At 70.7% G+C, this 13,591-nt stretch carries 11 protein-coding genes; 6 read left to right on the forward strand and 5 right to left on the reverse strand.

All coding sequences use genetic code 11. The features are described 5' to 3' along the window. The first annotated feature begins 116 nt into the window (after positions 1-116). The 4 genes from cobU to cobO are packed head-to-tail and all read left to right on the forward strand — an operon-like array spanning position 117 to position 6,080. Positions 117-662 (forward strand): bifunctional adenosylcobinamide kinase/adenosylcobinamide-phosphate guanylyltransferase, encoded by a 546-nt coding sequence (cobU, locus tag ACSSVZ_RS15085; RefSeq protein ID WP_453971296.1) that lies wholly within the window; start codon positions 117-119, stop codon positions 660-662. Next, positions 659-1,690: a cobalamin biosynthesis protein CobW gene (cobW, locus tag ACSSVZ_RS15090; RefSeq protein WP_453971298.1), complete on the forward strand. Its 1,032-nt coding sequence runs from the start codon at positions 659-661 to the stop codon at positions 1,688-1,690. The genes cobU and cobW overlap by 4 nt, the downstream gene beginning before the upstream one ends. After that, complete coding sequence (gene cobN / locus ACSSVZ_RS15095; protein WP_453971300.1) at positions 1,690-5,460, forward strand: cobaltochelatase subunit CobN; 3,771 nt, start codon at positions 1,690-1,692, stop codon at positions 5,458-5,460. Before cobW ends, cobN begins: the two co-directional genes overlap by 1 nt. Further along, the gene (gene cobO, locus ACSSVZ_RS15100) at positions 5,457-6,080 is read left to right on the forward strand and encodes a cob(I)yrinic acid a,c-diamide adenosyltransferase (protein WP_453971302.1); all 624 of its coding nucleotides are present in this window, start codon (positions 5,457-5,459) and stop codon (positions 6,078-6,080) included. Before cobN ends, cobO begins: the two co-directional genes overlap by 4 nt. A gap of 111 nt (positions 6,081-6,191) precedes the next feature. On the opposite strand, the gene ACSSVZ_RS15105 is transcribed toward cobO, so the two are convergent. Further along, positions 6,192-6,449 carry a bacteriocin gene (locus ACSSVZ_RS15105; RefSeq protein ID WP_453971304.1) on the reverse strand — a complete coding sequence of 86 codons (258 nt, stop codon included), beginning with the start codon at positions 6,447-6,449 and terminating at the stop codon, positions 6,192-6,194. A 288-nt stretch (positions 6,450-6,737) separates the two neighbouring features. Continuing rightward, the gene (locus tag ACSSVZ_RS15110; RefSeq protein WP_453971306.1) at positions 6,738-6,995 is read right to left on the reverse strand and encodes a bacteriocin; all 258 of its coding nucleotides are present in this window, start codon (positions 6,993-6,995) and stop codon (positions 6,738-6,740) included. Positions 6,996-7,214: 219 nt separating this feature from the next. On the opposite strand from ACSSVZ_RS15110, the gene ACSSVZ_RS15115 reads away from it, so the two are divergent. Then, on the forward strand, positions 7,215-8,660 hold the full coding sequence (locus tag ACSSVZ_RS15115) for a cobyric acid synthase (protein WP_453971307.1): 1,446 nt from the start codon (positions 7,215-7,217) through the stop codon (positions 8,658-8,660). Here ACSSVZ_RS15115 and cbiB read toward each other — a convergent pair. From cbiB to ACSSVZ_RS15130, 3 genes are all read right to left on the reverse strand, one after another. Continuing rightward, entirely contained in the window at positions 8,650-9,621 is a 972-nt protein-coding gene (gene cbiB, locus ACSSVZ_RS15120; protein ID WP_453971309.1) for an adenosylcobinamide-phosphate synthase CbiB, read from the reverse strand. The genes ACSSVZ_RS15115 and cbiB overlap by 11 nt on opposite strands. 289 nt (positions 9,622-9,910) lie before the next feature. Beyond that, entirely contained in the window at positions 9,911-11,320 is a 1,410-nt protein-coding gene (glnA, locus tag ACSSVZ_RS15125) for a type I glutamate--ammonia ligase (RefSeq protein ID WP_453971310.1), read from the reverse strand. An 82-nt stretch (positions 11,321-11,402) separates the two neighbouring features. Continuing rightward, positions 11,403-11,741 carry a P-II family nitrogen regulator gene (locus ACSSVZ_RS15130; protein ID WP_453956462.1) on the reverse strand — a complete coding sequence of 113 codons (339 nt, stop codon included), beginning with the start codon at positions 11,739-11,741 and terminating at the stop codon, positions 11,403-11,405. 339 nt (positions 11,742-12,080) lie between these two features. Between ACSSVZ_RS15130 and ACSSVZ_RS15135 the strand changes: the two genes are divergently transcribed. Beyond that, positions 12,081-13,589, forward strand: a complete 1,509-nt coding sequence (locus tag ACSSVZ_RS15135; RefSeq protein ID WP_453971414.1) for an NAD(P)H-hydrate dehydratase — start codon at positions 12,081-12,083, stop codon at positions 13,587-13,589. The last annotated feature ends 2 nt before the right edge of the window (positions 13,590-13,591 follow it).

A 13,591-nucleotide genomic window follows, 5' to 3' on the forward strand; every position in this document is an offset into this window, starting at 1 on the left:
TCCGGCCCCGTTTTCCGTGTCAATTTTGTCCGCCGTGCCCCGCTGGCGCGTCGTGCCCCGGCTTCGCTGGACGCCCCCGTTGCAGGGCGGCTGCGGACGCATCGCGCGAGGCGCCGATGAGCGCGGCTGCGACCGTGCTGGTGCTGGGCGGCGCGCGCTCCGGCAAGAGTTCCTATGCCGAATCCCTGGTCGAGGCCTCCGGCCGCACCCAGGTCTACCTCGCCACCGCCGGTGCCCCCCGCGACGGCGAAATGGCCGACCGCATCGCCCGTCACGTCGCCCGGCGCGGCGACCGCTGGCGCACCGTCGACGCGCCGCTGGAGCTGGCGGCGGCGCTCCGCGACGCCTCCCGGCCCGACACCGCGATCCTCGTCGACTGCGCCACCCTGTGGCTGGCGAACCTCCTGGAGGCCGGCCGCGATCCCGACGCATCCGTCGCCGACCTCGCCGGAGCGATCGCCGGGCTGCCCGGTCCGGTGGTGGTCGTCACCAACGAGGTCGGCCACGGCATCGTGCCGGAGAACGCGCTCGCCCGCAGCTTCCGCGACCATCACGGCCGCATGAACCAGCGCCTGGCTGCCGCCATGGACCACGTGGTCCTGATGGTCGCCGGCCGCGCGCTCATCCTTCCCAAATCCCCATCCCCGGAGATCGTGCTTTGACCCTTGCACCCCGCATCCCCGCCACCATCGTCACCGGCTTCCTCGGGGCGGGCAAGACGACCCTGATCCGGCGCCTGCTGGAGCGCGCCGACGGCAAGCGCATCGCCGTCATCGTCAACGAGTTCGGCGACCTCGGCTTCGACGGCGGGCTGGTCGCCGAATGCGTCGATCCCGACTGCGCCGACGAGGACGTCATCGAGCTCACCAACGGCTGCATCTGCTGCACCGTCGCCGACGACTTCCTGCCCACCATCGAGGCGCTGCTCGACCGGGCGGTGCCGCCGGACCACATCGTCATCGAGACCTCGGGCCTGGCGCTGCCGCAGCCGCTGGTCGGCGCGTTCGCCTGGCCGACCGTCAAGACCCGCGTCACCGTCGACGGCGTCGTCACGCTGGTCGACGCCCACGCCCTGTCGGAGGGCCGGCTTGCCGCCGATCTCGCCGCCGTCGAGGCGCGCCGCAAGGCCGATCCGGCGCTCGATCACGAAAGCCCCATCGAGGAGCTGTTCGAGGACCAGCTCACCTGCGCCGATCTCGTCGTGCTCACCAAGACCGATCTCGTCGACGCGGCGGCGCTTGCCGGCGTGCGCGACCAGATCGCCGGCCGCATCCGGGCCGGCGTGCAGACCGTCGAGGGCCGTGCCGGCGAGGTGCCGGTCGACGTGCTGTTCGGCATCGTCGCGGCCGCGGAGGAGGATGTCGCCGCCCGCGCCGGTCATCACGGGGTGGACCATGACCACGAGCATGACGATTTCGATTCCTTCGTCGTCCTGCCGGCCCCCTTCGCCGACGTCGACGGCGCCCGCGCCTGGGTGGAGACCATCGTCGGCCGCGACGACGTGCTGCGGGTGAAGGGACGCCTCGCCATTGCGGGTCGACCTGCACCCCTGGTCGTCCAGGCGGTCGGCCCGCGCATCGAAACCTGGTTCGGGCGTCCGGGCGAGGCGGCCGGCGGGGTCGTGGTGATCGGCGCCCACGACATGGACCGCAGCGCGCTCGAGGGGCTGATGGCGCCCGCGTCGGCCTGATGCATCTTCTCGCCGCGCGCTCCACCGCCATCGAAAGCGCCGACGAGGCGGTCGACCTCGACCTGAGCCCGGCCGAGATCGTCATCCTGTCGGCCGCCGATTCCGAGCTTTCGGCCTTCGCCGAGGCCGCCGAGGCGCTGCCCGACGACTTTCCGAGCCTGCGGCTGGCGAGCCTGGTCACGCTCGCCCATCCGCTGTCGGTGGACCTGGCGTTGGAGAAGACCTTCCGGCACGCCAGGCTGGTCATCGTGCGGCTGCTCGGCGGCACGGCCTACTGGCCCCACGGCGTCGATGCCCTGGAGACGCTCGCCCGCCAGAGCGACGTGCGACTGGCGATCGTGCCCGGCGAGGCGCGCTGGTCGGAGGCGCTGGCGAAGCTCGGCACCGTCGGCGAGGACGATGCGCGCACCTTCTGGCGCTACTGCGTGGAGGGCGGGGCGCGCAACCGCGTCCACGCGCTGCGCTTCTCCGCCCATCTGCTCGGCAGGGCCGAGCGTCCGCCGGAGCCGCAGCCGATCCCGCTCGCCGGCTGCTACTGGCCGGGCGAGGGCGCCGTCGGGTTCGACCGGGTGCGTGCTCACTGGGCCGATCCGGACGCTCCCGTCGCGGCGCTGGTCTTCTACCGGGCCCACCTCCAGGACGGCGCCACCGCGCCATCCGACGCGCTGGTGGAGGCGCTTGCCGCGCGCGGCCTCAACCCGCTGCCGATGTTCGCCTCCAGCCTGCGCGACGGCGCCCCGGCCGAGGTGGTGGCCGCCGCACTGACCGCCACCGATCCCGCCGTGGTGCTCACGTCGACCGTCTTCTCCGCCGCCGGCATCGGCGACGCCTACGCCGGCACGGCGCTCGATCGCACCGGCGCGCCGGTCCTGCAGGTCGTCCAGGCCGGCTCGTCGCGCGATGGCTGGGTGGAAAGCGCCCGCGGCCTCGGCATCCGCGACCTCGCCATGAACGTGGTGACGACCGAGATCGATGGCCGCATCCTCACGCGCGCGATCTCCTTCAAGGAGGAGGCGCCCGTCGACCCGCGCACCGAGTGGCGGCCGGTGCGCCCCGTCCCGGTGCCCGACCGCGTCGATTTCGTCGCCGAACTCGCCGCGCGCTGGGCCCGGCTGCGCCGCACCCCGGTGGCGGAGCGCCGGATCGCCCTGGTGCTCGCCAACTACCCGACCCGGGACGGTCGGCTGGCCAACGGCGTCGGTCTCGACACGCCAGCTTCCACCGTCGCGCTTCTCGATGCGATGGCTGCCGCCGGCTACCGGGTCGAGGGGGCGCCAGCGACCAGCGACGCGCTGATGGACCGGCTGACCGCCGGGCCGACCAACGCGCCGGGCTCGGGCGATCGCGCCGGCGGAGTCACGCTTGGCCTGGAAGAATATCTCAGCTTCTTTTCGCAACTGCCTGATGATGCTCGGGAAAAGATCGTCGCGAAATGGGGCGAGCCTGATGCCGATCCGTCGCTGATCGATGGTGCATTCCGCCTCGCCGTACACGTCCTCGGCAACGTCGTGGTGGCGATCCAGCCGGCGCGCGGCTACGACCGCGACCCCAAGGCGACCTACCACGACCCCGACCTGCCGCCGACCCACGCCTATCTCGCCTTCCATTGCTGGCTGCGCGCGGCATTCGCCGCAGACGCCGTCGTCGAGGTCGGCAAGCACGGCAACCTGGAATGGCTGCCGGGCAAGGCGCTGGCGTTGTCGGCGTCGTGCTTTCCGGAAGTGGCGCTCGGCCCGCTGCCGACTGTCTACCCGTTCATCGTCAACGATCCGGGCGAAGGCAGCCAGGCGAAGCGGCGGACCGCCTCGGTCATCGTCGATCACCTGACACCCGCCATGACCCGGGCCGAAAGCCATGGCGCGGCGGAGACGCTGGAAAACCTCCTCGACGAGTTCTCGCTCGCCGACGCCGTCGACCCGCGCCGGGCCGCGGTGCTGCGCCGGGAGATCGTCGACCTCGCCATTGCGCGCGGCTTCGACCGCGACATCGGCGTCGACTTCGCCGCCGATCCGGAAGCCGCCCTGGTCGCGCTCGATGCCCATATCTGCGACCTGAAGGAGCTGCAGATCCGCGACGGGCTCCACATTCTGGGGCAGTCGCCGACGGGCCGGCTGCGCACCGACACGCTGGCCGCCATCGCCCGCATCCCGCGCGGCGACGGCGCCGAGGCCGCCTCACTGTCGCGCGCCCTCGCGGCGGATCTCTGCCTCGATGGCTTCGACCCGCTGGAAGCGGCCATGGCCGAGCCGTGGGAGCGTGGGCGTCCGCAGGCCCTCGCCGATGTCTCCGAGGCGCTGTGGCGGACGGCCGGGGATACCATCGAGCGGATCGAGCTGCTGTCGGCGGCCCTGATTGCCGGTGAGATGGCACCGGAGCCCGGCTGGCCCGCCACCCGGGCCGTGCTGGATGCGCTCTCGGCCCGCGTCGCGCCGGCGCTGGACCGCTCCGGCGCCGACGAGATCGCCGCCGTGCTCCGGGCGTTGGATGGCCGCTTCGTGGCGCCGGGACCTTCGGGGGCCCCGACGCGTGGCCGGATCGACGTGCTGCCCACGGGGCGCAACTTCTTCTCCGTCGACGTGCGCGCGGTGCCGACCGAGGCGGCGTGGCGCATCGGCGCCAAGGCGGCCGAGCGGGTGGTCGAGCGCTACGTGATGGAGGAGGGCGACTGGCCCCGCGCCATTGCGTTCACCTGCTGGGGCACGGCGAACATGCGCACCGGCGGTGACGACATCGCCCAGGCGCTGGCGCTGATCGGCGCCAAGCCCACCTGGGAGGGCGCGTCGGGCCGCGTCACCGGGTTCGAGATCCTGCCGCTGTCGACCCTCAAGCGGCCGCGCGTTGACGTGACCCTCAGGATCTCCGGCTTCTTCCGGGATGCGTTTCCGAACCAGATCGCGCTGTTCGACCAGGCGGTGCGGGCCATCGGCGCGCTCGACGAGCCGGCCGACCAGAACCCGACGGCAGAGCGCATGCGGGCCGATGCGGCGGCGCTGGCGGCCGAGGGGCGGAGCACCGCCGAGGCGGCGCGCGAAGCGGGTTATCGGGTGTTCGGATCCATGCCTGGGGCCTACGGCGCCGGCCTGCAGGCGCCCATCGACAGCGGCCTGTGGGAGACCCGCGGCGAACTCGCCGACGTGTTCCTCTCGTGGGGCGGCTACGCCTATGGCGCAGGCGTCGAGGGCGCGGGCGCCCGCGACCGCCTCGAAGCCCAGCTCGGCCGCACCGATGCGGTGCTCCAGGCCCAGGACAACCGCGAGCACGACCTGCTGGATTCCGACGACTACTACCAGTTCGAGGGCGGCATGGCGGCGGCGGTGGAGGCGCTCTCTGGAGAGGCGCCCGTCAGCCTTCACGTCGACACCAGCCGGCCCGAGCGGCCGGTGGCGCGGACGCTGTCGGAGGAAATCGGCCGGGTCGTCCGCGGCCGGGCCGCCAACCCGAAGTGGATCGCGGGCATGATGCGCCACGGTTACAAGGGGGCGTTCGAGATGGCGGCGACCGTCGACTATCTGTTCGCCTTCGCGGCGACGACCAACGCCGTCTCGGACCATCATTTCGACCAGCTGTTCGATGCCTACCTCGACGACGATGCCGTCCGGGCGTTCGTCGAGGAGAAGAATCCGCACGCGCTCGCCGAAATGGCGGCGCGCCTCAGGGAAGCGATCGACCGCGGCCTCTGGTCGCCGCGGGCAAACAGCGCCTACGATCGGCTGGCCGGCTGGGCAGCGCCCCACCGGTCCGCACAGGCTGTCAGGGAGAACGTGACGTGAAGGAAGGTCTGAGCGACGAGGAACTCGACGCCCGCCATGCCGACAAGATGCGCAAGAAGAAGGCGGCGCGCGACAAGATCCTGGCCACCAAGACGATCGAGAAGGGGCTTCTGATCGTCAACACGGGCAAGGGCAAGGGCAAGTCGACGGCCGGCTTCGGCATGGTGTTCCGGGCGCTCGGCCACGGCTTTCGGGTCGGCGTCGTCCAGTTCATCAAGGGCCGGATCGAGACCGGCGAGCGCGCTGCCCTCGACCGCTTCCCGGAGCTGGTCACGGTGAAGCGGATGGGCGAGGGGTTCACCTGGGAGACCCAGGACCGTCAGCGCGACATCCAGGCCGCCCGAGCCGCCTGGGAGGCGGCCAAGGAGATGATCACCTCGGGCGAGTACCGGATGGTGCTCCTCGACGAGCTCAACATCGTGCTGCGCTACGACTACCTGCCCATCGAGGAGGTCGTTGAGTTCCTGAGCAAGGAGCGGCCCGAGGACGTCCACGTCATCGTCACCGGCCGCAACGCCAAGGACGAGCTGATCGAGGCGGCCGATCTCGTCACCGACATGACGATGATCAAGCACCCGTTCCGCTCTGGCGTGAAGCCCCAGCAGGGCATCGAGTTCTGAGCATCGGCCCCGAAGCGGGAACCGATTTCGGGAAAGATCCGATTCTCGAACAGGAAGCTGGAGCGCCGCTCCGATACCATCGGAACGGCCGGTGCTTCAGGGTCGCGGTGCCTACGGGCAGCGGACCGCGTTGCCGTAGCGGTCGCGGCAGTTCTTCGGCGTGGTAGCGCCGCCGACGATGGCGCCGGCAGCGCCGCCGATCACACCGCCCGCCAGCGCCGCGCCGGCGCTGCCGCCGGCCACGCCGCCGATGATCGCACCCGTGCCGGCACCGAGCGCGCCGCCCACGAGGGCACGGTCGGTGGTCGAGGACGAATTGCAGGAGGCGAGGGCAAGCGCCAGCGTGGCAACGAGAATCGCGATTTTCACGGGCAGGTTTCCTGTTCTTGGTCCGGCCCTTTTTCGATCAGCTGAAACGACTGACCGCCAAGGCATGGCTCCGGATTTGATCGCGTGCGCCTGGCGGATCGGATCCCGCCACGCCGGTGCGGATTGAGCACGCGATTGACCGCGGATTTGGATAGCCGGGCAAGAACTTTTGTTGGAAACCGGTGGAAAACGGGCGCGCGAGGCGGCCGGGCAGGCGCCTGCACGCACAAAAAAACCGGTCGCCGAAGTCCGGCGACCGGTTCTGGGGTATCAGCGGAAGCGGTGACCTTACGGGCAGGTGACCGCGCGGCCGTAGGCGTCACGGCAGGCTTTCGGCGCCGTGGCCACACCGGCAAGGGCACCGGCGCCCGCGCCGATCGCGGCGCCACCAAGCGCGGCACCCGTGCTGCCACCGGCAACAGCGCCGACCGCCGCACCCGTGCCTGCGCCGAGAGCGGCGCCGCCGAGGGCGCGATCGCGCGTCGAATAGGAGTTGCAGCCGGCAAGGCTCACGGCCAGAACTGCGATGATCATCAGGGCTTTCACGCGTCACTCCTTCGAAATGGGACTGCTCTTGTTCGGTGCGTCCGACCAGTCGGGCGATGCCGCATCACGAACCGGGAAAATGACGCAGCCGCTGAAAAGTTCCTTTCGTCGTATTGAGATTTGCGAACGATCGGTCGTGGGCGGGGCGATGGAAGAGGGCAGAGCGGTGTGACGGGCAGTGCGAGGGAGGCCGGGACGACGCGCCCCGCCGGGGCGATCATGATCCAGGGAACCGGCTCCAACGTGGGCAAGTCGCTGGTGGTGGCCGGCCTCTGCCGGCTGTTCGCCAACCGGGGCCTCGCAGTTCGCCCGTTCAAGCCGCAGAACATGTCCAACAACGCCGCCGCGACCGCCGACGGCGGCGAGATCGGTCGCGCCCAGGCGCTCCAGGCGCGGGCGTGCCGGGTCGACCCGTGCGTCGATTTCAACCCCGTCCTGCTCAAGCCGGAAACCGACATCGGCGCCCAGGTGATCGTCCAGGGACGCCGGCTGACCACGGCCCGTGCCCGGGAGTATCAGGCGCTCCGCTCGACGCTGCTGCCGAGGGTGCTGGAGAGTTTCGAACGCATTGCCACAGGCTCCGATCTGGTGATCGTGGAGGGCGCGGGCAGCCCGGCCGAGATCAATCTCAGGGCCGGTGACATCGCCAACATGGGCTTCGCCGAAGCCGCCGACATCCCGGTCGTGGTGGTGGCCGACATCGATCGCGGCGGCGTCATCGCCAACCTCGTGGGCACCCACATGGTGCTCCCGGACCCCGAGCGCGTGCGGATAAAAGGCTTCATCGTCAACAAGTTCCGGGGAGATGTTTCACTGTTCGACGGCGGCATGACCGAGATTGCGCGGCGCACCGCCTGGGCCCCGCTCGGGGTCGTGCCGTACTTCCCGGGCGCCGCGGCGCTGCCGGCCGAGGACGCGCTGGACCTCGACGGCCGCGCACACCCGCAGGCCGCGCTGAAGGTCGTCGTGCCGCGCCTGCCGCGCATCGCCAACTTCGACGATCTCGATCCGCTGGCCCAGGAGCCGGGCGTCTCGGTTCAGTTGCTTCAGCCCGGCGAGGCGCTGCCGGGGAACGCCGATCTCGTCATCCTGACCGGGTCGAAGTCGACGATCGCCGATCTCTCGGCGCTGCGCGCGTCTGGCTGGGAGATCGACATCCGCGCCCACGTCCGCCGCGGCGGGCGGGTGGTCGGGTTGTGCGGCGGCTACCAGATGCTGGGGCGGACGATCGCCGATCCCGACGGCATCGAGGGCCCGCCCGGGACGGTCGAGGGGCTCGGGCTGCTCGACGTCGACACTGTGCTCGCCGGCGACAAGGCCACCCGCCTGGTGACCGGCTCTCACCCGGAGACAGGGACCGCCGTCGCCGGCTACGAGATCCACATGGGGCGCACCACGGGGCCGGACCGGGGCAGGCCGTTCCTGCAGATCGAAGGGGCTGCCGAGGGCGCCGTGTCAGGTGACGGAAGAGTCTTCGGGACCTATGTGCACGGGCTCTTTGCGCACGACGATTTCCGCGCGGCCTTCCTGCGTGCGCACGGTGCGCACAGTGACCTCGCGTACGACGCGGCGGTGGAGCGCACCCTCGACGAATTGGCGGCCCACCTGGAAAACTGCCTCGATATCGAGGCGATTCTGGCGATTGCGCACGGCGTTACGCGATGAGGGACAGAACTGCGCAAAACGCGGCCAAAAGTGCGCATTTCGCCACGAACAGGCGCAGTGCGCGCGCCACGTCGTGCGCACCCGGATCGCGCCGGCCTTCCGGGTTGAGGAACGGATCGTCGACAGGGCCGCTGGCGTAGACGCGGGGGCCGGCAAGGGCGATGCCGAGGGCCCCCGCCGCGGCCGCCTCGGGCCAGCCGGCGTTCGGCGAACGGTGCAGGCCGGCGTCCCGGCGCATCACCGCGAAGGCGGTGCCGATCCGCCCGCCGACCACCGGCGCCGCGAGCGCGAACAGGACGCCGCTCAGCCGGGCGGGGACGAGGTTGACCAGGTCGTCGAGCCGGGCGGCGGCCCAGCCGAAGGCCAGGTGGCGGGGGGAGCGGTGGCCGATCATCGAATCGGCCGTGTTGATGACCTTGTAGGCGAGGAGCCCCGGCAGCCCGAGAACCGCGAACCAGAAGGCCGGCGCGACGACGCCGTCGGAGGCGTTCTCGGCCGTCGATTCGATCGCCGCGCGGGCGATCCCCGGGGCGTCGAGACGCGCCGGGTCGCGGCCGACGATCATCGAGACGGCCTTGCGGGCCCGGGCAAGGTCTCCGGCGGCAAGCGCGTCGCGCACCGGCACCACGTGCTCGTAGAGGCTGCGCTGAGCGATCAGCACCGAGGCGACGGCCGCCGTCAGCAGCCAGCCGAACGGCAGCAGCGCCAGGGCGCCCTGCACGAGGCTGCCGGTGATGAGGGCGCCCATCACCAGGGCCGCGATCGCGATGATGCCCCGCCGGCGGCGACTGGCCTCGGCGAGCCGTGGGTCGTTGAGGGCGCGGTCGAGCCAGTCGATGATCCGGCCGATGACCACCACCGGATGCGGGAAGCGGCGCCACAGCCACGCCGGTTCGCCGACGGCCGCGTCGATCACCAGCGCCGCCAGCAGGATGAAGAGGGTCGTCTGGTCGAGGAACATGCGGGCGGGGATGTCCGGTCCGGCGTGGTTCCGGGCGAAGCGGGGAGAGGCCGGTTCGCCGTTCGGAAACGCCTCGATGAGGGCCTGCGGGCGCCGTGCGCGCCGCCCAGGGAGGCGCGCCCTGCATGAGACGGCCGCAGCAGCTCCCTTGTCCGTCCGGACGGATCCGATGGCAAGGGCTGCGGGCGCGGACCCGCCCGCCCTCTGCAACGAAAAACCCCGGCCGAGAGGGCCGGGGTTTCGCAGGCAGACCCGCGTGGCCGGAGGGCGGACCCTCCGGGCGCGCCGATCAGACCGAGTAGTACATGTCGAACTCGACCGGATGCGGCATCATTTCGTAGCGCAGGTTCTCGTCCATCTTCAGCTCGATGTAGGCATCGATCTGATCGTCGTCGAACACGCCGCCGGCCTTCAGGAAGTCGCGGTCGGCATCGACGGCCTCGAGCGCTTCGCGCAGCGAGCCGCAGACGGTCGGGATTTCCTTCAGCTCTTCCGGCGGCAGGTCGTAGAGATCCTTGTCCATCGGGTCGCCCGGGTGGATCTTGTTCTTGATGCCGTCGAGACCGGCCATGCACATCGCCGCGTAGGCGAGGTACGGGTTGGCGGACGGATCCGGGAAGCGGACCTCGAGGCGCTTGCCCTTCGGCGAGGACGAGATCGGGATGCGGCAGGAGGCCGAACGGTTGCGCGCCGAATAGGCGAGCAGCACCGGCGCCTCGTAGCCCGGGACGAGACGCTTGTAGGAGTTCGTCGACGGGTTGGTGAAGGCGTTCAGCGCCTTGGCGTGCTTCAGGATGCCGCCGATGTAGAACAGGCAGCTCTCCGAGAGGTCGGCGTAGAGGTCGCCGGCGAACATCGGCTTGCCGTCCTTCCAGATCGACTGGTGCACGTGCATGCCGGTGCCGTTGTCGCCGTACACCGGCTTCGGCATGAACGTCGCCGACTTGCCGTAGGCGTTGGCGACCTGGTGCACCACGTACTTGTAGATCTGCATGTGGTCGGCGATCAGCGTCAGCGTGTCGAACTTGAGGCCAAGCTCGTGCTGGGCAGCGGCCACCTCGTGGTGGTGCTTCTCGACGCCGACGCCCATCTCGGCCATCACCGAAAGCATCTCGGAGCGCATGTCCTGGGCGGAGTCGATCGGCGGCACCGGGAAGTAGCCGCCCTTGGTGCGCGGCCGGTGGCCGAGGTTACCGGTCTCGTATTCCGTGCCCATGTTCGACGGCAGCTCGATGGAATCGAGCGCGAAGCCGGTGTCGTACGGGTCGGTGGAGAAGCGCACGTCGTCGAACACGAAGAACTCGGCTTCCGGGCCCATCGTGATGGTGTCGCCGAAGCCGCCGGACTTCACGTAGGCTTCCGCCTTCTTCGCCGTGGAGCGCGGGTCGCGGTTGTAGCCCTCGCCGGTCGACGGCTCGAGGATGTCGCAGAACACCGCCATCGTGGTCTGGGCGAAGAACGGGTCGATGTGGGCGGTTTCCGGATCCGGCATGAGGATCATGTCGGACTCGTTGATGGCCTTCCAGCCGGCGATCGAGGAGCCGTCGAACATCGTGCCGTCGGCGAACAGATCCTCATCGACGATGCTGACGTCCATCGTCACGTGCTGCATCTTGCCGCGCGGATCGGTGAAACGCAGGTCGAGGAATTTAACGTCCTTGTCCTTGATCGACTGCAGAACGTCCTGGGCTGTGCTCATGAAAAGCTTCCTTAGATTCTGTGGGTTCAAACCCGGATAAACAAAGTGTGCGAACGGGCGTCCGCAGCAGGGACGGGCGGCATCAGATCGCGTCGATACCGGTCTCGCCGGTGCGGATGCGGATGGCATCCTCGACGTTCGAGACGAAGATCTTGCCGTCGCCGATCCGGCCGGTCTGAGCGGCGTTGCGGATGGCGTCGACAGCCTTGTCGACCAGCTCGTCGGTCAGCACGATCTCGACCTTCACCTTGGGAAGAAAGTCGACCACGTACTCCGCCCCCCGATACAGCTCGGTGTGACCCTTCTGGCGGCCGAAGCCCTTGGCCTCCGTCACCGTGATTCCCTGCAGGCCAACTTCCTGGAGAGCCTCCTTCACTTCATCGAGCTTGAAGGGCTTGATGATCGCCTCGATCTTCTTCATCGCCTCCCTTTCCGTGGCTCCAAAACAAACCGGCACGGCCGATCCACGGTGGCTAAAGCACAGCCCGTGCCATGTGGATCGTCGCCCGCCGCCTGGGTTGGCAGACACTGGGGTCAAACCGTCAAAACCGCTCGAAGCCAGATTGGTTCGAGTGGACCAATCACCGCGCCTGCGCTGACATTCCGTTTGTTCGCACGCCGCGCAAGTCCCGTCCAGAGTGGCAGACGCGGATCTCTCGAGGATGCCTAATTAGCAGGCAGTATGCACGCAAAATACGCAGATTGCGCCCATCTTGCCCCGTGTAGACTGGGCCCGCAGACAGCATTGGAGACGCCCGTGATCGAGCTTCTGACCCCAGCCGAGATGGCGCGCGCGGATGCCTTCGCGGTCGACGCCGGAATCCCCGGACCGGTGCTGATGGATCGTGCCGGGCGGGCCGTGGCCGAGGCGGTCATGGCCCGCCATCGGCCGGGCGCGCGGGTGCTGGTGGCGGCGGGGCCGGGCAACAATGGCGGCGACGGCTTCGTCGCGGCGACGGTGCTGGCGCGGCTGGGCTACCGGGTGCGGCTGATGCTGCTCGGCGCGCGCGAAAGACTGGCCGGCGACGCCGCCGGCGCGGTTGCCGCCTGGGCCGGCGAGGTGGAGGCGGCCGACCCGGCGGCGGTCGCGGCCGACGTGGTGGTCGACGCGCTGTTCGGGGCCGGGCTGGCGCGGCCGATCGACGGGGTTGCCGCCGAACTGGTGGCGGCGATCAACCGGTCCGGCGCCGACGTGGTCGCCGTCGACCTGCCGAGCGGCGTCTCCGGGCTGTCCGGGCGGGTGCTCGGCACGGCGGTCGAGGCGGACGCGACGGTGACGTTCTTTCGGCTGAAGCCCGGCCACCTGCTGCTGCCGGGACGCAGCCACTGCGGCGACGTCGGCGTCGCCGACATAGGCATTCCCGCCGAAGCGCTGGAGGCGATCGCGCCGGCGGCCTTCCGCAACGCCCCGGCCCTGTGGGCCGAAAGCTGGCACGTGCCGGGCAGCGACGCCCACAAATACGCCCGCGGCCATGCGGTGGTGGTGTCCGGCCCGATGGCCCGCACCGGCGCGGCGCGGCTGGCGGCAGGCGCGGCGCTCCGCGCCGGCGCCGGGCTGGTGACGGTGGCCTCGCCGCCCGACGCGCTGGCCGTCAACGCTGCGCACCTGACCGCCGTGATGGTGCGCAAGGTCGACGGCGCCGAAGGGCTGACGGACTTCCTGGCCGACGACCGGCTGAACGCGGTCGCCATCGGCCCCGGCGCCGGGGTCGGAGAGGCGACGGCGGCCTCCGTGCTGGCGATTCTCGACGGCGAACGGGCCGCGGTTCTGGATGCCGACGCGCTCACCAGCTTCCAGGCGGCGCCGGAGCGGCTGTTCGCGGCGATCCGCGCCCGGCCCGGGCGCGCCGTGGTGCTGACCCCGCACGAGGGCGAGTTCGCGCGGTTGTTCCCGGACGTGCCGCCGGCGGCCGCCGGGGCGGGGGCCGACGGGCCGTCGAAGCTGGACCGGGTGCGGGCGGCGGCTGCGCGCAGCGGCGCCGTCGTGCTTCTGAAGGGGGCCGACACCGTGGTGGCGGCGCCGGACGGCCGCGCGTCGATCGCCGACAATGCGCCGCCGTGGCTGGCGACGGCCGGGTCGGGCGACGTGCTCGCCGGCATCGTCACCGGGCTGCTGGCGCAGTCGGTCCCGGCGTTCGAGGCGGCGTCGATGGGCGTCTGGATGCACGGCGCGGCGGGGACGGCGGCGGGGCCGGGCCTGATCGCCGAAGACCTGGCCCCTGCGCTGAGGCCAGTGATTGCCCGGCTAGTGGCGACCGACGACGGCTGAGG

This window comes from Amorphus sp. MBR-141 (genome assembly GCF_053628695.1).